The following is a 23,782-nucleotide window of genomic DNA, read 5'->3' as shown; positions in this document are numbered from 1 at the left end:
GCGGTTTATTTTGAAGCGCGGCCACCGGCATAAGTTCCAATCGCCGCATTTGCTTTTTGGGCCAGCGCATCAAATCTTAATTCCATAACGTCACCTATAAGCCCATAGGCTTTATCCGGCTCCATTAAGCCCCCCATACTTGGCAAATGAGCAAGACTAAATCCCAATGTGTCCGCTTGTTGCAGCATAAATCTGGCTAAATTTTTATGGTCCGGTTTTTTGGGATCATAAAAACGGCTATATATGAAATCGAGCGTGGCGATATCCGGTTTGCGATCTTTTATATTATGAACGATTGTCTTCATTTGATCCGAAGGAATTTTTTCCAAAGGATCAATCAACCGATAATCTGTATCCGCATGCTCGATCTGTAACTGATCCAAAGATTTTGGTAAAATAGTCGTAAAGCAAGAAGGTTTTGCAAAATTAGTTTCGGCATAACATCCTGACAAACAGCCGCGAATTGTATAAACAAGTGTCATTCTCAGCACATCTTGGATAACGGCTTTAACATTTTCATCGGATTGCCCTTGCACAAGAACGGAATAATCGGTCTGCGCTGTATACAATAACCATTTTATTTTTTTAACCGTCTTATGCGCATCCGTATCGGAGAATCCTTGCGTATTGTCTTTAAATAGCAATAACAACGCAAATCGGTCTTTGGCGTATTCAATGCAAGCCGCTTTTAATTTACCATATTTTTCAGACCCGATTTGAACTGGATCGACAGGCTTTAATCCCGAAAATCCGTCATCCGTATAAGACAGCAGATTGCCCAGTTCTTGCAAACGGCTTAATGTGGCGTCTTGTTGCACCGCTTCCCAAAATTTTTGGACTTGTTGCAGCGCAGCCGTTCGCCTTCCCTCTTCTATTGCTTGCAAGTCTAAATTCACAATACTTACCCTGCCTTTGTTTTAAAATAACAAATAATATCTTTTTGGTAAACAATTTTAAGGCAATAAAAAAGGCGGCTATTAAAGCCGCCTTTTCATTTCGCAAATCGCAGATAGCTTATGCAGCCAAAGCGGCCAGCATCAACAATGCCACGATATTGATGATTTTAATCATCGGATTAACGGCTGGACCTGCCGTATCCTTGTACGGATCGCCGACAGTGTCGCCGGTTACGGCCGCCTTGTGGGCATCCGAACCTTTACCGCCATGATTGCCATCTTCGATATATTTCTTGGCGTTATCCCATGCGCCGCCGCCCGAGGTCATCGAGATAGCGACGAACAAGCCGGTTACGATCGTACCCATCAGCAATGCGCCGACGGTTGCAAACGCTTGTTCCTGACCGGCGAAGCTGTTAACCGCGTTATAAACCACAACTGGCGCCAATACCGGCAACAGCGATGGAACGATCATTTCGCGGATTGCCGATTTGGTCAACATGTCAACCGCGCGGCCATAATCCGGCTTGGTTTTGCCTTGCATGATGCCTGGCATTTCCTTGAACTGACGGCGAACTTCGACCACAACCGAACCGGCTGCTCGGCCAACCGCCATCATCGACATTGCGCCGAACAAATACGGCAACATGCCGCCAATGAACAAACCGATCACGACATACGGGTTTTCCAAAGTGAAGTTCACTTGCATGCCACCAAAGAAATGCTTGATGTCTTGGGTATAAGCCGCAAACAGAACCAGCGCCGCCAAACCGGCCGAGCCGATGGCGTAACCTTTGGTTACCGCTTTGGTGGTGTTGCCAACCGCATCCAAAGCATCGGTGGTCACGCGCACGTCTTTTGGCAAGCCCGACATTTCGGCAATACCGCCAGCGTTATCCGTTACCGGGCCATAAGCATCCAAGGCGACGATCATACCGGCCAAAGCCAACATGGTGGTCGCAGCGATCGAAACGCCGAACAAACCGGCGTTCAGATAGGATGTAATAATACCGGCGGCAATAACGATCACTGGGAACGCGGTCGCTTCCATCGAAACGGCCAAGCCTTGAATCACGTTAGTGCCGTGCCCCGTGGTCGATGCTTGCGCGATCGATTTCACCGGACGGTATTCTTTGGCGGTGTAATATTCGGTAATCCAAACCATCAAACCGGTGACCAGCAAACCGATGAACGAACAGCTGATCAGGTTTTTCACTTGGATTTGGGTGCCGTCGGCCATCATCAACTGGCTGTCCAGTCCGCCGAACATTTGGTTGGTGAACCAATAAATCGCAATTGCCGACAAAATGCCGGTTGCGACCAAACCTTTGTACAAGGCTTTCATGATATTGTTATCTTTGCCCAAACGCACGAACACGGTACCGATCACCGATGCGATAATACATACCGCGCCGATTACCAATGGGTACAGCATCATGGTCGATTGCAAATCAACGCCGAACGAAATCGTCGCCAACAACATGGTTGCAACCACGGTAACGGCATAGGTTTCGAACAAATCAGCCGCCATGCCGGCACAATCGCCGACGTTATCGCCAACGTTGTCGGCAATCACGGCTGGGTTTCTTGGATCATCTTCCGGAATCCCGGCTTCGACTTTACCGACCAAATCCGCGCCTACGTCCGCGCCTTTGGTGAAAATACCGCCGCCCAAGCGCGCGAAGATCGAAATCAACGACGATCCAAACGACAAGGCCACCAGCGCATCGATAATGGTACGGGTTTTAACATCCGAAGCTGGCAGGTTATATTTCAAGTAAAAATAATAGGAAGCAACGCCCAGCAAGCCCAAACCAACCACCAACAAACCGGTGATTGCGCCCGCGCGGAATGCCACATTCAATGCGGTGGCGAGGCCTTTTTTGGCCGCTTCTGCGGTGCGTACGTTCGCGCGCACCGATACGTGCATGCCGATGAATCCTGCAGCGGCCGAGCATACAGCGCCGATGGCAAAGCCGATCGCCACATAGGTGCCTAGCAAATAGGCCAGAATCACGCCAATGACGATGCCGACCATCGCGATGGTGCGGTATTGGCGGTTCAAATAAGCCAGCGCGCCTTCATGGATGGCAGCGGCAACAGTCCGCATGCGGTCATCCGTTACTGGCAAGCCAACGATCGAACGGGTGACAATGGCGCCATACAGCACCGCCATCACGCCGCAAAAAATAACCAGCCATTCTAAATTAGCTGCATTCAACATAGTATCTTCCTTTCGTATTTTTTATTTGGATCAGACTTGGGAATTAAATCTAAATTCTTATTAACCTTCAATAACTTGGTTTAAAAAACAAGCGGATGTTATGCCAGAAATAGACCTTTATATCAAGCCTGGAGGCGTTAAGATATGTATCCAAAAAGGGATTTACGAAAAGCCTTATTAATCTTATATTTTACTGATAGGTAGGACAAAAAAATGAAAAATAAGTTTTACAAGGTCATTTCAGATGCTGCCGCCATGCAAACCGGGCAAGTGGTGGCCATGAATCCAGCTGTACCTGGTTACAGCGCCCAGGTGGCTGCGGTTACTTTCGTCCAGCAAGTTAATACTGGCGATCACACCGTTCCCGTTGGGATGGTTGAGCTTGACTCTGCCGATTCCCCCATGGGTACGGTACTGTCCCCGCAAGCTATTGAAGCCCTTGTACTGGCGGCGATGACTCGCGCGGCTTAAATTATTTTTTCGGAACGGTATAAAATTCAGGCAAGTTTCGTCCGGCGGTGGATTTAATCAAAACTGATTTTACGTGGCCTTGGCCAACAGTTTTGTCCGCAACCTTTAACAATCTATCTTTAATAAAGTCATAATCTTTGAGCAACGCGCCTTTTTGCGACGATCCAATCACATGCAATTCTTCGACCATGGCCGACCGCAAAATTTCAATTCTTTGCAACACGAACCTGTATTCTTCCATATCCGGCATTTCAAGAACCAAAATATAGTTCATATGCCGCACGGGTACGCCGCGATAAATCGCGACGACATTCATTTGTTTCAATTCGATATAGGGGCCTTTTAACGACGGGCTGCCGGGATCGCCTTCGATAATGTTCTTTTTACTTTCGGCGACGGGCGCTTTTTCACCGCCGCCCTCGCCGCCTTCTGCACCGGCTTCAGCCGCGGCTTCTTCCGCCCAAACCAATGCCGGTTTTGCGGCAATAACGGCCAGCAGTAATATCAAACCTAGTATTTTTAAATGACGATTCATTTAATGTTCGTATCCTAATTTGATGGGCTGAATCTTTTGCCCTTGCCCATTAAAAATTCGATATTCTTTTTCCACTGTAATCTCGCCGATTGCCTGAACAGGAATATTCAAACTGTTTGCAATTTCTTGTACCTGTTTTTGCACAGATACGGGAGACGTAAAGACAATTTCATAATCGTCGCCCATACCGGCCAGTGACTCTAATGGTACGTTAAAATGATTAATAAAATCTTGTGCCTGCGGCGAGACTGGCATTTGTTTTAGATATAATTTACCCCCTGTACCCGATGCGTCCAAAATATGCCGTAAATCCGCCATTAATCCATCGGAAACGTCGATAGCGGCGTTGACCGCCCCCGCCTCGCGCAGTTTTTCAATCAGGCCCAAACGCGGTTGAGGTAATAAATACCGTTGCATCAATTCCGGCGGCACATTCATTTTTTTGCGTTTTAAATACAGCACCGCGCCGGCATCGCCGATAGTTCCGGTTGTAAAAACAATATCGCCCGGCTTCGCGCCGCCGCGCAATATTCGCCGCCCGTTAGGAATTAATCCATATGCAGCAATAGAAATTGTCAATTGATCGCCGGATGTTGTGTCACCACCAAGCAGCGAAATCCCAAATTGTTTCTGGTCTTTTTCTAGGCCTTTGGCGAATTGCGCCAGCCAGGAATCGTTCACGCCTTCCCATCGGTTCAACGGCAAAACCAAACCCAGGCTGTACGCCAATGGCCTCGCGCCCTTAGCGGCTAAATCCGACAGATTGACACGCAGCGATTTTTGCGCGATCAGGCCAGGATCATCATCGCCGAAAAAATGCACATCTTCTAGCAGCAGATCTTTGGTAACAACCAATTCCTGCCCGGCAGGCACCGTCAAATATCCCGCATCGTCGCGCAACTCCAGCGCGCCCGTAAAATCACGGGTTAAAGGGCGGAAATATTTATCAATAAGGGAGAATTCTTTCATGAATCACGCCCAAACAATATGGCGTGATCGGCCGATAAAGTCAAAAATGGCTACTTCACGCTTTTGGTTGGTTCGCGCAAATGTCCGGCAATTTTATCCAGGATACCGTTGACGAATCCGGGTTCGGAACCATCATAAAAATCGGCGGTCAGCGATACATATTCGCTAATGCTGACCTTTGGCGGGATATCGGTGCGGCACCATAATTCGTATACGGCGCAACGTAAAATAGCGTGTAGCAACGGATCGATGCGTTTAATCGTCCAGCCTTCAGCCAAATTCGATTCGATCATCTTATCGATATCGACCAATCGCGCACTGGCGCCTAGCATCAGATCGTTGAACAATTCGCGGTCCAGATCGCTCAATGAAATGTCTTCCATTGTTTGTTTAAAATTATGCGACTGAAATTGTTCCACGACATCCCCTGCAACCATTCCGGTTACGGTTTGTTGGTACATGGCTTGCACCGCGGCCAGACGCGATAAGGTGCGTTTTTTAGGAGATTCGGTCATATTTTGTTTCAATGCAAAAGTCATATTAAGAACTATTAATTGCTAACTTTTAATTTAGCAGATGGAGCTTGAAAACCCGCTTTCAATTCCATCATCCGTAAACAGGCCGCCGCAGCGCGGCCGCCGTAATTTTCGCCATCCACCCGGGCTCTGGCCCAGGCTTGTTCATCATTATACGCGGTAATCAATCCAAAACCGATGGGCAATTGCCGTTCCACCGATAAATTTTGAATCGCGCGCGCGGCTTCGTTGCAAACCAGTTCAAAATGATTGGTTTCGCCTTTAATCACGCATCCAAGCGCAAGATAACCATCATATTTTCCGGTCTGCGCGGCCATGGCAATGGCCGGCGCCAATTCGAACGAGCCCGGCAACGAAATACGGTCAAATTGGATAGCGCTTTTTTTTAAAACGTCCGCCGCCGCGTCGAACATCATATCGGCGATGTCGGCATAAAAACGCGCTTCGACGATTAAAACCCGCTTACTCATGCCTGGCCTGTTTCAATTGGAATCTGATCGGTGATTTCGATATCATAGCCTTCCAGCGCCTTAAGCGATTTTGGATGATTGGTTAGCAGGGTCATTTTTTTGATGCCCAGATCCTTGATAATCTGCGCGCCGATGCCATAAGTGCGCAGAGTTTGCGCGCTGTTTTGATGCGGCGTGTGTGGGCCCAACATATAATCTTGGTCGCGCAGCAATACCAGCGCGCCACAACCAACATCGGAAATTTTCTGCATCGCGGTTTGCAATAATCCGCCGCGGCCTTCGTTCAAACTGCCGAACAAATCATCGAATACATCGAAACGATGCACGCGAACATGCACCGATTCGCCTTGCGCTTGCGCCTTGGTAATATCGCCTTTTTGCAGAACATAATGTTCTGCGTTCGAAATTTTATTGCGATAAGTAATCAATTCAAATTCGCCGCCATACAGGCTGACGATTTTGTTTTTGTTCAAACGTTCAACCAATGATTCGGTGCGCAAGCGATAGGAAATTAAATCCGCAATTGATCCCAATTTCAAATCATGCTGCGCGGCGAATCCAACCAGATCCGGCAAACGCGCCATACTGCCATCGTCGTTCAAAATTTCGCATAAAACACCGGCGGGATGAAACCCGGCCAAACGCGCCAAATCCACGGTGGCTTCGGTATGGCCAGCGCGAACCAACACGCCGCCATCCTTGGCGACCAGCGGGAAAATATGCCCTGGCGTTACGATATCGTCGCGGCATTTCGCGGGATCACAAGCAACCTGAATTGTATGCGCCCGGTCGGCGGACGAGATGCCGGTCGTGACGCCTTCGCGCGCTTCGATAGAAACGGTGAATGCGGTTGAATCTTCGCCAACATTGTGTTTGGGCATCATCGGCAAGCCCAGATCGCGCACGCGGCCGGATGTAATTGGCAAACAAATTAACCCACGGCCGAACTTGGTCATGAAATTGATCGCCTCTGGCGTGATGGTCTGCGCTGGGATAATCAAATCGCCTTCGTTCTCGCGGTCTTCGTCATCGACGATTACGACCATTTTGCCGCGTTTCAAATCGGTCAAAATTTCATCAATCGAATGCAAACGAATCGCGGGTTCATCCGATTTAACAACATGCAGATTGGCTTTTGGTTTGTTCATTTACGCGGCCTTATGATTTAAAATTCTTTCGACATAACGGGCGATCATATCGACTTCGACGTTTACTTTGCCGCCAACCGCCAAGTGCCGGAAATCGGTCACTTGCCATGTATGCGGGATGATGTTCACATCGAATTCATTGCCCCGGACTTCGTTAATGGTCAGGGATATTCCATTGACCGTTACCGACCCCTTAAACACGATATATTTTGCCAGATTCGCGGGGATTTGCATAGTCACCTTGTGCGATGCGCCAACCGGCATAATTGCCTTTATTTCCGCGATTCCATCCACATGGCCATAAACCAAATGCCCATTAATGGAATCGCCTAAGCGCAAAGAGGTTTCTAAATTCAGCGCCCCGCCCTGTGCCCAATATTGCACCGTGGTGCGATCAATCGTTTCCTTGGATGCTTCGATAAAAAAACTATCGGCGGTTTTTTTGGTCACGGTCAGGCACACGCCGGAACAAGCGATAGAATCGCCAATTTTAATTTTTTCCATCGGCAATTTGGTCGCAATTTCGATCTCCCAATCCGCTTGTTTGCGGATTTGGCGAATCTGACCCAAATCGGTGATAATGCCGGAAAACATGTTTTACCTTTTTTTGTTATCCTCCCCTTGAGGGAGGGTCAAAGACGCGAAGCGGCTTTGGGGTGGGGTCAAGTTCTGTGGCCTAACCCCACCCCAAAAATGCTAACGCATTTTTGCGCCCTCCCTCAAGGGGAGGGCAGCTTTTTATATAGACTCAATTCATCGCAAGGAAACCTTTTAACCGAATCCAGCGCATAATCAAGGAAATAAGGCTGCGGCTCCAACCCTAAATCCTGCACGTTAAACCGGGCTTTTGCTCCGGCCGCTAAATGATTGCGATACCAATAAATCCGGTCTGCCAAGCCATTTCCCATGGTTGATTTCGCAACTTCGAACCCGCCTTCCACCAATACCCGTGTAATCCCCGCATCGCGGTATAATTGCACCAAAATCCAAGCTAACTCCATGGAATCGGATTCCAAAATATCCACCCCTGCTTCACGCAGAGACTTTATTTTCGTCGAATCTTTGGATACCGTGACAATTAAGGTCTTATAGTCATGCGCGGTTTTGACGATATTACTTTCGGGTGGCAAACGTAATTGGGAATCTATAATCACCCGCACTGGCGAGCGATGTTTATATCCCGGCAAACGCACATTTAGCATCGGATCATCCGCCAACACCGTGCCAATACCCACCAATATCGCATCATATTGCGCGCGCAGAAAATGCGTGTGATCCCGCGCCGTTTGCGATGTAATCCACCGCCGCCCCAATGTGGACGTATCCAAAAATCCATTTCTGGTCGTTGCCAATTTTAACGTCACCAGCGGCATGCCAGTTCTTACTGCTTTAAAAAATCCGGCGTGAATATTGCTGGCTTCTGCTTCGCCAACACCAACCACGACTTCAATACCAGCTTGCTTCAATCGCGCAATCCCCTGCCCAACCACGCGTGGATCGGGATCGACCGCTGCGATCACTACGCGTTTAATTCCCGATGCAATTAACGCATCGACACAAGGCGGCGTTTTGCCGTGATGCGAACAAGGCTCCAATGTGACATAGGCGGTTGCGCCTTGCGCCGCAGCGCCAGCCTTAGCCAAGGCAATCGTTTCCGCATGCGGCCTACCGCCAGGCGCCGTCGCCCCGCGTCCGACGATTTGATTATCGCGCGCAATCACGCACCCAACGCAGGGATTCGGCCATGTATGGCCTAAGTTGGAAAGGCTTAGATTTAAAGCAACTTCCATATATTGCAAGTCAGCCGGGCGAATTGGCATTTGCTAATTTGTTGAATATTCGATCTGTTTATTGAGAATGTAAGAATATAATTTAAAACAAAATGAGCATATCTACAATATGCAGGCGAAAAGTGAAATCCAGGCGTTTCACTCCGAACAAATTGCAGATTAAATTAATCAAATAAAATCGCGCTTATCGTAACATACAACGTGGCAAGGTACGCAGAAAACGCAAATTTATATCCCCTACCGGCAGCGCCATACTTACAGCCGAAGTCATTGGTCTATGCTGATGATTTAAGATGCTAATAGCCGATTCTTGTTCAAATTCGCTTAGTGTTAAATATTTTCCATCCGATTTAAATCCAGCTTGTAAAGCTTGGGTTGCCAACACTTGAATTACTTCTTCACGCGTACCCATCCTCCATCCGCCATCATCATTGTGTGGATTGTTCAATTGGATAACGGAAGTTTGTTTACTACCCAAATATCCATATTGACGCTCCATAGTTTGCATAATTTGAATTGCCTTGCCCCAGCAAACAAGCTCTGGGTAATCATCAGGCATAATAAACATGGGCGCATACGTCGCCGGGGATATACCCGCGTAAACGGTATTATCAGGAGCGACATCACCGGGGTTTCGCTGCTTCGAATCTAGCCAACGCGTGATGGTAAAATTTTCAACCCAACATCTTTGAGAAGACAGGAAAGTTTCGATAACAGGCGTCGTTATAGCAGTCATAATCCACATCCTCCGGCAAAAAAATATTTTATTTTTAATGGATATGTTTTATCCCTTTTAAACTCTTATGTCAAGAATTCAAAATTGGCGATTGAGTATATGATCCTTGATAAAAATTAGACTATGCAGTACAGCCTTATTCATCCGTACCCAATTTTCCGACAAAATCGCGGAAATCGGTGGCTTCGCGGAAATTACGGTAAACGCTGGCGTACCGCACATAGGCGACTTGATCCAAATTCGCCAATGCGTCCATCACCATTTCGCCGACCGATTCCGCCGGGATTTCAGATTCGCCCAGGCTTTCCAAACGGCGAACGATCGAATTGATCACCCGTTCGATACGTTCCAATTCCACCGGGCGTTTGCGCAAGGCGATGGAAAAAGACGCCGCCAGCTTTTCACGGTCGAAGGGTTCGCGGCGGCCATTTTTCTTGACCACCACCAATTCGCGCAATTGCACCCGTTCAAACGTGGTAAAACGCGCGCCGCAATTTTCGCAAATACGGCGGCGGCGTATCGTCGCGTTGTCATCGGACGGGCGCGAGTCTTTTACCTGGGTATCGTTATGGCCGCAAAATGGGCAACGCATGAAAAATCCTTAGACCAGATCTGGATAGATCGGGAAAGATTTGCATAAGGCTTTGACTTTGGCCAGCACTTCTTTTTCGACCTTGCTATTATCCTCAGGATTTTTGGACAGGCCATCCAACACATCGGCGATCCAGGTGCCAATCATCTGGAATTCTTTGACGCCAAAACCGCGGGTGGTGCCGGCGGCCGAGCCAATGCGAATACCCGATGTTACCATCGCTTTTTGCGGATCGTTCGGAATCATGTTCTTATTGCAGGTAATCCCGGCATGTTCTAGAGACGCATCCGCCGCTTTGCCAGTCAGGTTTTTTGGCCGTAAATCGATCAAGGCCAAATGCGAATCGGTACCGCCCGATACCACCGCCAAACCACGCTGCACCAATACATCGGCCATGGCGCGGCAATTATCGATGACTTGCTGGGCATAGATTTTAAATGATGGTTGTAACGCCTCTTTAAAACAGACCGCCTTGGCCGCAATCACATGCATCAATGGGCCGCCTTGCAATCCGGGGAAAACGGCCGAATTAATCTTTTTAGCGATTTCTTCGTCATTCGACAAAATCACGCCGCCCCGCGGACCGCGCAAGGTCTTGTGCGTTGTCGACGTCACCACATGCGCATGCGGCACTGGCGATGGATAAGCGCCACCGGCAACAAGACCGGCAAAATGGGCCATATCGACCATCAACATCGCGCCGACAGAATCGGCAATTGCGCGGAATTTGGCAAAATCGATAACCCGGCCATAAGCAGAACCGCCGGCGATAATCAATTTTGGCTTATGTTCTTTGGCCAAGGATTCAACCTGATTGTAATCGATCAGGCCTTGGTTATTCACGCCATAGGCAATAGGGCGGAACCATTTGCCGGATTGATTGACGGGAGACCCGTGGGTTAAATGTCCGCCTTCGGCCAAGGACATAGCCAGAAATGTATCGCCCGGCTGTAAAAAGGCCATAAACACGGCCTGGTTGGCTTGCGCCCCGGAATGGGGTTGCACGTTGGCGAATTTACAATTAAACAAGCGCGTTACGCGTTCGATGGCCAAGGTTTCCACCTGGTCCGTAAATTCCTGACCGCCGTAATAGCGTTTATACGGCAAGCCTTCGGAATATTTGTTGGTAAATACTGTGTAATAGGCTTGCAGAACTGCTTTCGATACAATGTTTTCAGATGCGATCAGTTCAATCAGGTCTTGCTGGCGTTTTAATTCGCCCATAGCGGTGGCGAATACTTCCGGATCCGCATCCACCAAATTTTGAGTGAAGAATTTGTCATTATTATCTAATTTTTTAGCGCCTATAGCAGTCATTATTAATCCTTTAGTTTAAGAAACTTTAACACCCAATTGCCATTTTATTAACTCGGCTGGCGTGGCGGCCACCTTCAAATTCTGTATTCAAAAAATCCCGCATAATCAATTTTGCTTCTTCAACACCCGTCACACGGCCACCCAGGCACAGGATATTTGCATCATTATGCTTGCGTGCCATATCCGCATCCCAAGTGTTACGACACAAAGCCGCCCGCACATGGGGTAATTTATTGGCGGTGATGGCCATGCCCTGCCCCGATCCACAAATCAAAAGACCGGTTTTAAATTGGCCTGCATTTACTGCCTTGGCCACGGGCGTGGCAAAATCCGGGTAATCCACCGAATCAATACTGTTAGTGCCAAAATCCTCGACATGATAGCCAAGGCCAGTCAATTCAGCCTTTAGGGCTTCCTTCATATCGAATCCGGCATGATCTGAACCAATGGCAATGGATTTATTTGCGGTCATGTGTGTTAAATAGCAGATCTAACACGCATTTCCAAGGGCCTAGACCACCCTAGATTCTGTTGATATCTATGTGCCCAAGATTTAAGCTTTATGACCCGTTGGCAGCGTAGACGTATTTGCCGCCTTTCCACTCGTATACGACATAGCCTGGCGCGTTTACATCGCCTTTTGCGCCAAAAGACAATGGGCCCATGACGGTATCAAACTTGCCGTTATGCAGTATTTTCAACAGATCATTGGAATTCCAGGATCCTGCTTTTTGTGCAGCCTGCGCCAAAACTTGCATCGTGGCATAAGTATAGAGGGTATAGCCTTCTGGATCGATGCCTGCTTTTTTGAATCGTTCCACCACCGGCGCTGCCGAGGGCATGGTACGCGGATCGGGGCTAAAGGTCATCAGCGTACCCGCGCCAGAATCGCCCGTAATGGCCCAAAATTCTTTGGTTGCCAACGCATCGCCACCCATCAATTTCAAATTCATCGCCTGATCTTTGGCTTGGCGGACGATCAACCCGGCCTCTTGATGGTAGCCGCCAAAAAATACGATTTCAATTTGCGCGGCCTTCATTTTAGAAATTAGCGCCGAATAATCCTTTTCGCCTGGCGTAATAGCTTCGTACATCGCAGGGGTAATTTTCTTGGTAGCCAAAACGCGTTTTACTTCATCGGCCAATCCTTTGCCATAGGCGCTGCGATCATGCACGATGGCGACTTTGGCGGATCCATAATTTTTGGCGATATATTCTGCGCCAATCAGCCCTTGCTGATCGTCGCGGCCGCATAAACGAAACACATTACCCAGGCCGCGTTCGGTAAAAAGCGGATTCGAAGAACCCGGTGAGACCATCACAATATTTTCCTCGGCATAAACCTCGGATGCTGGAATAGACGACCCCGAGCAGAAATGTCCTATCACGGCAGCGATTTTTTTCGACACCAATTGATTCGCAACCGCAACCGCTTGTTTAGGATCGCAAGCATCATCGCCATAAGCCAAAGCGATTTTTTGACCCAACACGCCGCCCTTGGCATTGATATCGGAAACGGCCATATCCGCGCCGCGTTTGAACTGTTCACCAAAACTGGCCATCTGCCCGGTGAACGGCCCCGCAATGCCCAATACGGTGTCGGCAAAAGCTGGCGTAGCGAATACAAGAAAAACAAGGGCTAGGATTATTCTGCGCATGGGAAAACTCCATTCTGATAATATCTCTATATCAATAAATTATCCTTATGTCATTGACAAATGACCGATGGGCTTTATTAATCAACCGTATCATTTTACCTCGCGATTAAGGAAAAAATATGGAAATCGGTTTGACATTTTGGTTGGGCTTTATGGCCTTTATATTGATTATGCTGGCGCTCGACCTTGGTATTTTCCATAAAACCGCGCACGTGGTTACTTTCCGCGAAGCCTGCACGTGGAGCGCGATCTGGATCGCCCTTGCCCTGTTGTTTAATTACGGGATTTATGAATTTGCCGGCGAAAAGACCGCACTGGAATTTTTAACCGGTTATTTAATTGAATATTCGCTGTCGATCGACAATGTCTTTGTCTTTGTGCTGATATTCGCGTTTTTTGGCGTGCCTGCGGAATTGCAGAACCGTGTATTAATCCTGGGCATCGCCCTCGCCCTGGTATTGCGTCTTTTGTTGATTTTTGCCGGCGTGGCCCTGATCGAACAATTTGCCTGGGTCATTTATATCTTCGGCGCGTTCTTGATTGTAACCGGCATAAAAATGCTGGTCGCATCCGATAAACCAAAGGACTTAAACCAAAATCCGGTTTTAAAAATTGCCCGTAAAACATTTCAATTCACCGACGGATATGTTGGCCAACAATATTTCGTAATGCAGGGCAACAAGCGTATTGCAACGCCGCTATTGTTGGTATTTATAATGGTGGCAATTACCGACGTTATTTTCGCCGTTGATTCCATCCCGGCAATTCTGGCCATTACGCACGATTCGTTCATTGTGTTCACCAGCAACGCATTTGCGATTCTGGGCCTGCGCAGCATGTTCTTTATGCTGGCTGGACTTGTTACCGCTTTCCGTTATTTAAAAACCGGTCTTGCATTCGTATTAATGTTTATTGGCGTTAAAATGATTATCGGCCATTCGATTTATCATATCGAAACGTTCCATTCCTTGATGGTGGTCATTACGATTCTGGCGGTTTCAATCCTGGCTTCGGTGATAGCCAATAAACGTGATCAAGTACGTCATGGGCCGCAATAATTACCCCGCTAAATAAGCGGCGCGCACGCTGGGATTGGCCAGCAATTCTGCGCCTGTCCCGGCAAGAGTAATGGCACCACTCATCATCACATAGCCACGATGAGCAAGGCGCAACGCTTGATTGGCGTTTTGTTCCACCAATAAAATGGTCATGCCTTTTTTATTTAAGTCTTCAATAGTTTTAAAGATCTGCTGAATAATAATAGGCGCCAGGCCAAGCGAAGGTTCATCCAATAACAGCAATCTTGGTCTTCCCATCAATGCGCGCGCAATCGCCAGCATTTGCTGTTCCCCGCCGGATAAAGTGCCGCCATTTTGTTTTAACCGTTCGCGCAAACGCGGAAACATGGTCAACACATATTCCAAATCTTGTTCATAATGGGTTCCGCCAATCGCGGTCGTCCCTAAATCCAAATTTTCCAATACCGTCATTTTTGGAAAAATCCGGCGGCCCTCCGGAACGATGGCAATACCGAGGGATGCAATATCGGATGTCGGAACATGAGTAATATCGCGGTCCATAAACCGGATGTGGCCGCGTTCAGCACGCGGGTTATTGAATAGAGATTTTAACAATGTCGATTTGCCTGCGCCATTCGATCCGATCAGCGTGACAATCTCACCCTGCTTGACCGACAGCGACAATCCCTTCAACGCGTGGATTTTGCGGTAATAAACATGCAGATGTTCAATTTCAAGCATGCTCTTCCCCTAAATAAGCGCGAATGACATTCGGATCATTCTGCACTTTTTTTGCATCGCCTTCGCTGATTTTTTTGCCGTAATCCAACACCACGATATGATCGGATATCTGCATCACAACGCGCATGTCATGTTCGATCAACAATACTGTAGTTTGATAGTCTCTGCGAATTTTCAGCAGCAACTGATTCAATTCATTCGTTTCCTTGGGATTCAATCCGGCGGCGGGTTCATCCAAACAAATAATGCGCGGCGAAGTGCACATCGCCCGAGCGATTTCCAACCGGCGCTGCGCGCCGTATGGCAGGCCGCTCGCAAAAATATCGGCAAATTCCAGCAATCCAACCATTTCCAGCCAATGTTTGGCGCGATCTAACGCTTGTTTTTCCGCGCGGCGATAAGATGGCAATCCCAACAATCCCTTGATACAAAAACCGGATGCATGCATTAAATCATTATGTTGGGCAACCAACAGATTTTCCAACACCGTCATGTGTGGAAATAGGCGAATATTTTGAAACGTCCGCGCAATACCGGCCTTGCGAACGATATCGTATCCCGGCATCGCATGAATCGCATGGCGTCCATTGTTGTTAGTCGCGGTTATTTCGCCCAATGTGGGCTTATAGAATCCGGTGATGCAATTAAATACCGTGGTTTTTCCCGCGCCATTTGGTCCAATGATCGATGTAATAGAATTTTCTTTAACATTGAAAGTCAGGCTGTCGACCGCGGTCAAACCGCCGAATTTCATGGTCAAACTTTCAACGCTTAGAATCGCGGTCATTTCTGTCCCCCGATTTCAATTGACGGCGTGCGATCCGCAAACAGTCCGCGCGGACGCCATAACATAATCAGCACCATAACCGCGCCAAAAAACAACATGCGGAAATCGGCAAATTCGCGGCCCAATTCCGGCAGTAAAACTAAAAACATCGCGGCCATCACAATGCCAATCTGGCTGCCGGCGCCAGCCAACACGACAATTGCCACAATGATCGCAGTTTCCGAGAAACTGAAACTTTCCGGGCTGATGAACCCTTGGCGCGTGGCAAAAAACGCGCCGGCTATTCCCGCCAGCAACGCGCCAATCGCATAGGCGGATAATTTAATGCTGGCCGGATTTATACCAAGCGCCTTGCAGGCAATCTCATCTTGTTTTATCGCTTCCCACGCCCGGCCCAATGGCAAACGCCGCAAGCGCATAGCCACAAAATTGGTCAGCAAAGCCAGAATCAGAATCAGGAAATAAAGATAAATCAAGCGATGTTCGGTGTTATATTCCAAATTAAAAAATTGATGGAATGTTTGAGTGCCTTCCGGAGCCTCGCGTGCAAATATCAGACCAAAGAAATTTGGCCGCGGAATGCCAGTCACGCCATTGGGGCCATGGGTAAAATTCTGCCAATTGATCAGAATAATCCGCAAAATCTCGCCAAATCCCAACGTAACGATCGCCAAATAATCTCCTCGCAACCGCAATACCGGTCCGCCAATCAACAGACTGAATAACACGGCGGCAATCGCGGATATCGGCAAACATTGCCAAAATGACAGACCCAAATATTCCGCGCACAGCGCATAGGCATAAGCACCGATGGCATAGAATGCGACATAGCCAAGGTCGAGCAATCCCGCCAAGCCAACCACAATATTAAGCCCCCACCCCAGCATGATATAAATCAAAATGGTGGTGGCAAGATCAATCACATACCGGTCGGCAAATGGCAGAAATGGCAAAACTACTGCGCCAATGACGGCGAGCAGCCCGACCCACAATCCATTGCTTTGAATTTTTTGAATGGCAATTTTGACCGCATCAGAAGATGCATGGCGGCGGCCCATATATTGCCCGGTGATTGCCGCCAGATAAGTCAGCGCAAACGCAGCGAATACCGATTGCCACACCCAATCAAATCGCGTCATCAATATCAAGCCAGCATCCGATTCTTCCAATTTAAATCCGATAATTGGCAACGCCAGCAAAAACATGACGCCAGCGGCAATCAAAGACTGGCGAATCGGCGTTTTGAAATTGAGCGTTTGCATGGCTACACTTTCTCCACTTCCGGCTTGCCGAAAAATCCGGTTGGCTTGATCAATAAGACGATAATCAAAGTTGCAAACACGGCGACATCTTTATATTCAATACTGAAATAAGCAGACAATAATGATTCAATCAGGCCAATCACAATACCGCCCAATACCGCTCCAGGCAAAGATCCAATGCCGCCCAATACCGCCGCGGTAAACGCCTTTACGCCAGCAAGAAAACCAATATAAAAATCAATCACGCCGTAATATAACGTCACCATCGTGCCCGCAATCGCCGCAAGCCCAGCGCCCATAATAAAGGTGATTGCAATGGTCCGGTCCACCGAAATACCCAGCATCGCCGCCATGGTGGCATCTTGTTCCACCGCGCGCTGCCTTTTGCCCAGTGTGGTGCTGCGTATCGCCCGATTGAACAGATACAGCAATACTGCGGTCATCCCCATAATCAGCAATTGGATATAGCTGATGGATACGGTGAATTCATCGCTTTGCAATAATTGGATCGTTCCATTTAACTGTGGCGGCAATGTTTTTACCCGCGCGCCTTGCATCACTTGCACATAATTTTGCAGGAACATCGACATGCCGATAGCGGAGATCAACGGAGCCAAGCGGAATGAACCACGAAGTCGTTTATACGCCACCCGTTCCACCGCGAATCCATAGCAAGCCGTAAAAAATATCGAGCAAATCAACACGATCAGCAGCAGCACCGCAAACGAAGCGATCATGGGACTGAAAAATAAAAAACTGACAAGCGCGATAAAGGCGCCAATCATATAAATATCGCCATGCGCGAAATTGATCATGCCTATAATGCCATACACCATCGTATAGCCGATGGCGATCAGCGCATAAATAGAACCTAGCGTTAAGCCGTTTATAAGCTGCTGGAGAAAATATTCCATAGAACACCTATGTACCCCAGCTTTTAGTCCCTGAAAAGTGATTATAAGAAAACCCCAACAAAAAAGGCGCCCAAAGGCGCCTTTTATATACTACGTAGGCGATTTATGCGGCGGTTGGGGCGCTGGCACCGGCCAACAGAACGCGCGCTGGCTGTGTCCAGAATTGCTCCATCTTGCGCAAAATTCCAGTCAACGTTTTGAATTCTTCCGGAGTCAATTTCGATTTTGTCAGCAAAGCCGAATGGCGATCGAACATGCCATGGATGCGCTGGCACAAAGCCAAACCTTTATCGGTTAGACGAATCATGATCGACCGGCGGTCATGATGCGAGCGTTCTTGGATCAAATAGCCATTTTCGACCATTTTTTTAACGTTATAGGAAACGTTGGAACCAAGATAATAGCCGCGCTCGATCAAATCGCCTACGGTCATTTCGTCCTGGCCGATATTAAATAGAATCATGGCTTGAATATTGTTGATGTCGGCGATTTTCGCGCGCTCTAATTCATTCTTCAGCACTTCCAGAAACTGCCTGTGTAAACGCTCCACCAGCTGGATTGTATCGAGATAATTCTGTTTCAAAGGACCCTCGTTGGATTATTTGGACCATTTAATTCACCTATAAATTAGCTCAAATTGTTTAATTCCCGATTAACAAGTCGACGAAACGACTACAACGGCGTGAGGCAGTTTTTTTCTTTAATAAAGCGTTAACTTTTGCCCATATATGGGCGTGCAAGGACAAACTAATAGCTTTTTTTCATGGCGCGGGATTTTTCCCGGTCCCATTCGCGTTGCTTAATAGTTTCGCGCTTATCTTCCTTGCGTTTGCCCTTGGCAAGGCCCAGCAAACATTTCGCGATACCGCGTTTATTGAAAAATAAACTTAGCGGCACAAGGGTAATTCCATCGCGGCGGATAGAACCGATTAATTTCTGATACTCGCGCTTATTCACCAATAACTGCCGATCACGTTTCGGTTCGTGGTTGAACCGATTGGCGGGTTTGTATTCTGGAATATGCAAATTGAACAAATATAGCGTATCGCCTTTTTGATCGGCATAAGAATCCGAAAGACTGGCGCCGCCTTCGCGAAGCGATTTCACTTCGGTTCCAAGCAAAACTAGCCCCGCTTCGATTGTATCAATAATCGAATAGTCGTACCGCGCACGGCGATTTTCAACAATTGTTTTAGACGTTCGCGGTTCTTTGGACATTCGACTTATTTATTTTAATACCGGCTTTTTCAAGCGCAGTTTCAACTTTGGTTTTGTTGACGGCGGCAATTGGCGTAGCCAAAGGCAACCGTAAATTTTCTAAACACAGCCCCATCAAAGCCGACGCATATTTAACCGGACCCGGGCTGGTTTCACAGAACATCGCATCATGCACTGGCACCAAACGATCATTTAACGCCATGAATGTAGCCAGATCTTTATTTTTCCAAGCCTTGTAAAGATCGACGCATAATTCCGGCGCGATATTCGATGTTACCGACACGCATCCAACGCCGCCTTGGGCCAGGAATGGCGCAATCATGCCATCGTCGCCCGTCAATTGACAAAATTGCGGACTGGTCGCCGTGCGGGTTTTGACTACGCGATTCACATCCCCACTACATTCCTTGATGCCAATAATGCGAGGCAATTTCGCAAGGCGCGCGATAGTATCGACGTTAATATCGACCACACTGCGTCCCGGCACGTTATACAAAAGAATCGGAATATTGGTTGCGTCATGCACGGCCTTGTAATGCTGATACAAACCTTCTTGTGTTGGCTTGTTATAATAAGGCGCCGCGATCAAAGCCGCTTTGCAACCCAATTTCTGCACCAATTGGGTGCATTCAATGGTAGTTTTCGTATTGTTTGTACCAGCCCCGCCGATAACCGGAATCCGGCTTGCGGCCGTTTTTACAGCCAGGGTTAAAACCTGTTCATATTCTTCATCGGACAAGGTTGGAGTTTCGCCGGTGGTTCCACAAGCCACAATCGCACTGATTCCGGCCTTGACTTGCCTTTCAATAAGTTGTTGATAAGCTTTCTCATCAACTTTCCCATCGGCTGTAAATGGAGTAATCAGAGCGGTAATATAACCTTCAAACATGGAACACCTGTTAGGTTGTTTCGGACCTCCCGAATATCGCATTATTCAATGACCAGATACAATAAAAAATTATACCAATGGACCAAGATGTTAGGGGTTGTTATTGGCCTTTTACTTGCAGGTCCTGTACCCGCATTTGCACAAGATCCCATCAGCGACGAGCCTTCGCGCAATTTCAGCCTGCCCTCCCATGTTCTAAGCTATATCCGGTCATCCAACTGGGAATCGGCCTTTCGTACCGTTATGCCAATCGGCGATCCATTATTATATAAGTATACATATTGGCGATACCTAAAAGACAATGCTACCCAGCCAACATTCGAGCAATTAAACCAGTTTATGATCAGCAATCCGGCTTGGCCCGGCATGCGCGGCATTCAAGGCAAGGCGGAATACCAATTGCCGACAGAATGGAATCAGGATCAAATCATTTCCTGGTTCGATCATAATCCCCCCGTCGGATTAGAAGGTAAAAAACGTTTGGCCGAAGCCTATCTAGCCAAAGGACAAGAAGACCGCGCAAAACCCCTGCTTCAGGATTATTGGCGCAATGCGATAATCGACTTAGGCACCCAAGCTAAGTTTTATGACAAGTATCGCACCTACTTGTCGCAAACCGATAATATCTGGCGGCTGAATACTTTTATTGAAAATAAAAATTATTTGATGGCGCGCGCTTTTGGCAAATTTATTGGCCGCGGTTTCCCTGCCCTGGCCGAAGCGCAAATCGCCTATGCGCAGGAAAAGAAAAATGCCAGCGCTCTTTACAATAAAGTCCCTGATTCCTTGCGTGGCACGCCGGGATTGATGCTGGCCGTTGTGCGTTCCAAACGCGATCAGGACAAAACCATGCAGGCGATCGATTTCCTGTCCCGCCAACCGAAAGATCATAATAATACTATCGAAGCCTGGTGGGATGAACGGCAAATTTTGGCACGGCGTTTAATTAAATCCAAAGATTATCAAACAGCCTATAATATAACGGTTAAACATGGCCTAAGCGAAGGCGTATCGTTTGTCGAAGCGGAATTTCTAGCCGGCTGGCTGGCATTGCAAAAATTAAATCGCCCGGATCTTGCCTATAAACACTTCAAAAATATTTATGAAAAACCGCCATCGCAAATTGCCCTCGCCCGCGCTTGTTACTGGCTGGCGAAAGTATATGAAAAAACCAAAGATGCCGAATACGCGAAAACCTGGTTTGGATATGCCAGCAAGTTTCCGGTAACTTTTTACGGTCAAATAGCCCGTCAACATTTAGGCGAAGAAGGCCAGTCGTTCGATTTGCCTGGCCTGGTAAGGGTAAGTCCACAAGCCCAACAGGATTTCGACAAAAACGATCTTGTCCGCGTAGTAAGGCTTTTATATCTAAACAGCGAATATGATTCGGCCGATGCATTTATTCAGCAAATATTCGAAAATTCCAACAACCCCGAACAAATGACCATGCTGATCAATCTCGCCAACGACATAAACCGTCGCGATTTGGCGGTTATGATTTCCCGGCAGTCCCGATTGAAGAATATCAACATTATCAAGCCCGGATTCCCTATTATCGCCTTAGCCGGCAATCAGGACGAGCCGGAGGATGCGCTGGTACACGCCATTATCCGCCAGGAAAGCAGTTTCGATCCCAAAGCCAAGAGTATCGCGGGCGCGATGGGACTTATGCAATTGATGCCGGTTGTCGCCAAAAATCTAGCCAAGCAATTGCACATTACCTTTAAGCCGCAATGGCTGATTGATCGGCCGGAATTCAACGTCACATTGGGCCGGCTGTTGTTGCAAAGCAAATTGGCTACATTTGATAAAAATTATACTCTGGCGATTGCGGCCTATAATGCTGGCCCTTCTCGGGTGAATGGCTGGATTCAAGATTATGGCGATCCGCGCAAAGGCGAAATTGATTTGGTGGATTGGATCGAATTAATTCCATTCAGCGAAACGCGCGGTTATGTTCACCGGGTTCTGGAAAATTTAGTTGTGTACCGTTATTTATTGAACGGGCCAAAGAAAATGGCGCTTTTAAATTAAGGCCGCTTTACTTCGGCGATCGACACGATTTCGGCGCTGCCGGGTTGCTGCTTGTTTTGCGAACGCGATGCCGGGAAATGAATAAAGGCCTTAGTTCCCCTGCCCAAAGCGCTTTCCAGTTTAAATGTGCCGCCATGCAATTCCACCAGCGATTTTACAAGTGGCAAACCAAGACCGGTGCCAGGGTGACGCCGCGTAAAAGTTGAGTCTATTTGTGCAAACGGAGTCATGGCAATAGGAATATCTTCTGGCCGCATGCCTATGCCGCTATCTTCGACACAAATGGTAATTCCTCCGGCAGTTTCTTCGTACGATGACACGGTAATTGAACCGCCTTCGGGCGTAAATTTTACCGAGTTGGACAGCAAATTGATCAAAATCTGTTTCACCACGCGGCGATCCGCGGCAATAGACGGCAAGCTGGAATTCAGATTCATTCCTAATTGCAATTTACCGTCATTGATTCTGCCTTCCATCAAATGTATCGACTGGCGAATGACATAATTTACATCCACGATTTCTTCATTAAGCTGCATACGGCCGGCTTCGAGTTTGGAAAGATCCAGAATATCGTTGATGATTTCCAGTAAATGCGTTCCCGAATCATGGATATCCTGCGCATATTCCTTGTATCTCGGCTGATTAATCTGACCCAACAACTGATTCCGAATGACGTCGGAAAAACCGATAATGGCGTTCAGCGGCGTGCGCAATTCATGGCTAACGGTCGCCAAAAACGCGGACTTGGCCTGGCTTGCGACTTCTGCCTGTTCTTTGGCCACGCGCAATTCGCGTTCAATATTTTTGCGCGCCGTAATATCGCGCACAATGGCCAGCGCCTCATCATTGTTGATGGATACGATACGCACTTCGAAATCGTGAACAACTTCGCCTACATTTAACTGATATTCGAACATTTGCGTGCGCCTTGTTTGAAAGGCCCGGTCGATGTGTTTTCTGGCGGATGCCGCAACTTCGGCCGGCATTGCCTCTTCCACTTTTTGTCCCAGAAATTGGACCGGCGGAATGCCTAAAATTGTGTCTTTGCCCTCTTCAACATCTAAAAAGACGCCATCGGAACTAATTTTAAAAATTGCGTCGGGCATAGCCGCAATCAGCGCGCGGTTCTTGCGCTCCACCTCTTGCAAGGCTTGTTCCAAACGGCGCAAATCGGTCAGGTCCATCGCAAGACCGAGGACTTCCTTTAACTGACCTTTGCCGGTGCGAACGGCTTGCACTGTGAAATTCCAATATACGCGGCCACGAGGCAGCACCATATTTTCATAAAATGTGTGAACATTTTCCGCCTGACAAGCCAGGCGCAAATTGGAATTCAATGTCGCCGCGTCATGAGGCAGTAAAAAATCTTCCGGACAAAAGCCAATGACCTGTTCTTTTCCAAGCCCGGATTGCCGGCAAAATGTATCATTTACTTTGGAAAAGACAAAACGGTCATCCTTAACGGATGCGACAAATGCGCATACATCCTTATGCCGTTCCAATAATGTCAGCCAATTTGTGTCCACGGTAGCCGATTCTGTTATGTCTTTATTTTAAAATCAAGGCGTTAGGCACA

Annotated in this window: 25 protein-coding genes; 3 read left to right on the top strand and 22 right to left on the bottom strand. The window is 47.8% G+C overall.

What is annotated here, in order from left to right:
* Nucleotides 1–5: 5 nt before the first annotated feature.
* The gene (locus tag EYC62_07310; GenBank protein TAH33109.1) at nucleotides 6–896 is read right to left on the bottom strand and encodes a hypothetical protein; all 891 of its coding nucleotides are present in this window, start codon (nucleotides 894–896) and stop codon (nucleotides 6–8) included.
* 118 nt (nucleotides 897–1,014) lie between these two features.
* On the bottom strand, nucleotides 1,015–3,120 hold the full coding sequence (locus EYC62_07305) for a sodium-translocating pyrophosphatase (protein ID TAH33108.1): 2,106 nt from the start codon (nucleotides 3,118–3,120) through the stop codon (nucleotides 1,015–1,017).
* A gap of 213 nt (nucleotides 3,121–3,333) precedes the next feature.
* Here EYC62_07305 and EYC62_07300 point away from each other — a divergent pair, with 213 nt between their 5' ends.
* Nucleotides 3,334–3,591 carry a hypothetical protein gene (locus EYC62_07300; protein TAH33107.1) on the top strand — a complete coding sequence of 86 codons (258 nt, stop codon included), beginning with the start codon at nucleotides 3,334–3,336 and terminating at the stop codon, nucleotides 3,589–3,591.
* 1 nt (nucleotide 3,592) lies between these two features.
* Here EYC62_07300 and EYC62_07295 read toward each other — a convergent pair whose 3' ends face one another.
* The 12 genes from EYC62_07295 to EYC62_07240 form a co-directional block, all read right to left on the bottom strand.
* Nucleotides 3,593–4,126 (bottom strand): hypothetical protein, encoded by a 534-nt coding sequence (locus tag EYC62_07295; GenBank protein TAH33106.1) that lies wholly within the window; start codon nucleotides 4,124–4,126, stop codon nucleotides 3,593–3,595.
* Nucleotides 4,127–5,095 (bottom strand): thiamine-phosphate kinase, encoded by a 969-nt coding sequence (thiL, locus tag EYC62_07290; GenBank protein TAH33105.1) that lies wholly within the window; start codon nucleotides 5,093–5,095, stop codon nucleotides 4,127–4,129.
* 50 nt (nucleotides 5,096–5,145) lie between these two features.
* Nucleotides 5,146–5,634: a transcription antitermination factor NusB gene (nusB, locus tag EYC62_07285; protein TAH33104.1), complete on the bottom strand. Its 489-nt coding sequence runs from the start codon at nucleotides 5,632–5,634 to the stop codon at nucleotides 5,146–5,148.
* An 11-nt stretch (nucleotides 5,635–5,645) separates the two neighbouring features.
* Nucleotides 5,646–6,101, bottom strand: a complete 456-nt coding sequence (gene ribH, locus EYC62_07280) for a 6,7-dimethyl-8-ribityllumazine synthase (protein ID TAH33103.1) — start codon at nucleotides 6,099–6,101, stop codon at nucleotides 5,646–5,648.
* The gene (gene ribB / locus EYC62_07275; GenBank protein TAH33102.1) at nucleotides 6,098–7,249 is read right to left on the bottom strand and encodes a 3,4-dihydroxy-2-butanone-4-phosphate synthase; all 1,152 of its coding nucleotides are present in this window, start codon (nucleotides 7,247–7,249) and stop codon (nucleotides 6,098–6,100) included. Before ribB ends, ribH begins: the two co-directional genes overlap by 4 nt.
* Entirely contained in the window at nucleotides 7,250–7,843 is a 594-nt protein-coding gene (locus EYC62_07270) for a riboflavin synthase (protein ID TAH33101.1), read from the bottom strand.
* A 125-nt stretch (nucleotides 7,844–7,968) separates the two neighbouring features.
* On the bottom strand, nucleotides 7,969–9,069 hold the full coding sequence (gene ribD / locus EYC62_07265; protein TAH33100.1) for a bifunctional diaminohydroxyphosphoribosylaminopyrimidine deaminase/5-amino-6-(5-phosphoribosylamino)uracil reductase RibD: 1,101 nt from the start codon (nucleotides 9,067–9,069) through the stop codon (nucleotides 7,969–7,971).
* Between the two features lie 154 nt (nucleotides 9,070–9,223).
* Nucleotides 9,224–9,775 carry a hypothetical protein gene (locus EYC62_07260; GenBank protein TAH33099.1) on the bottom strand — a complete coding sequence of 184 codons (552 nt, stop codon included), beginning with the start codon at nucleotides 9,773–9,775 and terminating at the stop codon, nucleotides 9,224–9,226.
* A gap of 136 nt (nucleotides 9,776–9,911) precedes the next feature.
* Nucleotides 9,912–10,367, bottom strand: coding sequence for a transcriptional repressor NrdR (nrdR, locus tag EYC62_07255; protein ID TAH33098.1), 456 nt, complete (start codon nucleotides 10,365–10,367; stop codon nucleotides 9,912–9,914).
* 9 nt (nucleotides 10,368–10,376) lie between these two features.
* Nucleotides 10,377–11,684 carry a serine hydroxymethyltransferase gene (locus tag EYC62_07250; protein TAH33097.1) on the bottom strand — a complete coding sequence of 436 codons (1,308 nt, stop codon included), beginning with the start codon at nucleotides 11,682–11,684 and terminating at the stop codon, nucleotides 10,377–10,379.
* 25 nt (nucleotides 11,685–11,709) lie between these two features.
* Nucleotides 11,710–12,156, bottom strand: a complete 447-nt coding sequence (gene rpiB, locus EYC62_07245; protein ID TAH33096.1) for a ribose 5-phosphate isomerase B — start codon at nucleotides 12,154–12,156, stop codon at nucleotides 11,710–11,712.
* Nucleotides 12,157–12,244: 88 nt separating this feature from the next.
* Nucleotides 12,245–13,342 (bottom strand): branched-chain amino acid ABC transporter substrate-binding protein, encoded by a 1,098-nt coding sequence (locus EYC62_07240; protein ID TAH33095.1) that lies wholly within the window; start codon nucleotides 13,340–13,342, stop codon nucleotides 12,245–12,247.
* Nucleotides 13,343–13,461: 119 nt separating this feature from the next.
* On the opposite strand from EYC62_07240, the gene EYC62_07235 reads away from it, so the two are divergent.
* Nucleotides 13,462–14,400: a TerC family protein gene (locus EYC62_07235; protein ID TAH33094.1), complete on the top strand. Its 939-nt coding sequence runs from the start codon at nucleotides 13,462–13,464 to the stop codon at nucleotides 14,398–14,400.
* Here the strand turns inward: EYC62_07235 and EYC62_07230 are convergent, their stop codons facing one another.
* From EYC62_07230 to EYC62_07200, 7 genes are all read right to left on the bottom strand, one after another.
* On the bottom strand, nucleotides 14,401–15,102 hold the full coding sequence (locus EYC62_07230; protein ID TAH33093.1) for an ABC transporter ATP-binding protein: 702 nt from the start codon (nucleotides 15,100–15,102) through the stop codon (nucleotides 14,401–14,403).
* The gene (locus EYC62_07225; protein ID TAH33092.1) at nucleotides 15,095–15,889 is read right to left on the bottom strand and encodes an ATP-binding cassette domain-containing protein; all 795 of its coding nucleotides are present in this window, start codon (nucleotides 15,887–15,889) and stop codon (nucleotides 15,095–15,097) included. Before EYC62_07225 ends, EYC62_07230 begins: the two co-directional genes overlap by 8 nt.
* The gene (gene livM, locus EYC62_07220) at nucleotides 15,886–17,151 is read right to left on the bottom strand and encodes a high-affinity branched-chain amino acid ABC transporter permease LivM (protein TAH33091.1); all 1,266 of its coding nucleotides are present in this window, start codon (nucleotides 17,149–17,151) and stop codon (nucleotides 15,886–15,888) included. The genes EYC62_07225 and livM overlap by 4 nt, the downstream gene beginning before the upstream one ends.
* A gap of 2 nt (nucleotides 17,152–17,153) precedes the next feature.
* Nucleotides 17,154–18,065 (bottom strand): branched-chain amino acid ABC transporter permease LivH, encoded by a 912-nt coding sequence (locus EYC62_07215; protein ID TAH33090.1) that lies wholly within the window; start codon nucleotides 18,063–18,065, stop codon nucleotides 17,154–17,156.
* A gap of 103 nt (nucleotides 18,066–18,168) precedes the next feature.
* Complete coding sequence (locus EYC62_07210; GenBank protein TAH33089.1) at nucleotides 18,169–18,648, bottom strand: MarR family transcriptional regulator; 480 nt, start codon at nucleotides 18,646–18,648, stop codon at nucleotides 18,169–18,171.
* Nucleotides 18,649–18,812: 164 nt separating this feature from the next.
* Nucleotides 18,813–19,283, bottom strand: a complete 471-nt coding sequence (gene smpB / locus EYC62_07205; GenBank protein TAH33088.1) for an SsrA-binding protein SmpB — start codon at nucleotides 19,281–19,283, stop codon at nucleotides 18,813–18,815.
* Complete coding sequence (locus EYC62_07200) at nucleotides 19,258–20,172, bottom strand: 4-hydroxy-tetrahydrodipicolinate synthase (protein TAH33087.1); 915 nt, start codon at nucleotides 20,170–20,172, stop codon at nucleotides 19,258–19,260. Before EYC62_07200 ends, smpB begins: the two co-directional genes overlap by 26 nt.
* Before the next feature lie 48 nt (nucleotides 20,173–20,220).
* Here EYC62_07200 and EYC62_07195 point away from each other — a divergent pair, with 48 nt between their 5' ends.
* Nucleotides 20,221–22,206, top strand: a complete 1,986-nt coding sequence (locus tag EYC62_07195) for a hypothetical protein (GenBank protein ID TAH33086.1) — start codon at nucleotides 20,221–20,223, stop codon at nucleotides 22,204–22,206.
* Here EYC62_07195 and EYC62_07190 read toward each other — a convergent pair.
* Nucleotides 22,203–23,732, bottom strand: a complete 1,530-nt coding sequence (locus tag EYC62_07190; protein ID TAH33085.1) for a PAS domain-containing sensor histidine kinase — start codon at nucleotides 23,730–23,732, stop codon at nucleotides 22,203–22,205. The two genes, EYC62_07195 and EYC62_07190, sit on opposite strands and share 4 nt — an antisense overlap.
* Between the last annotated feature and the right edge of the window lie 50 nt (nucleotides 23,733–23,782).

The organism is Alphaproteobacteria bacterium, from assembly GCA_004295055.1.
Lineage (GTDB): Bacteria > Pseudomonadota > Alphaproteobacteria > SHNJ01 > SHNJ01 > SHNJ01.
This window is presented reverse-complemented; position numbering and strand designations above follow the sequence as displayed.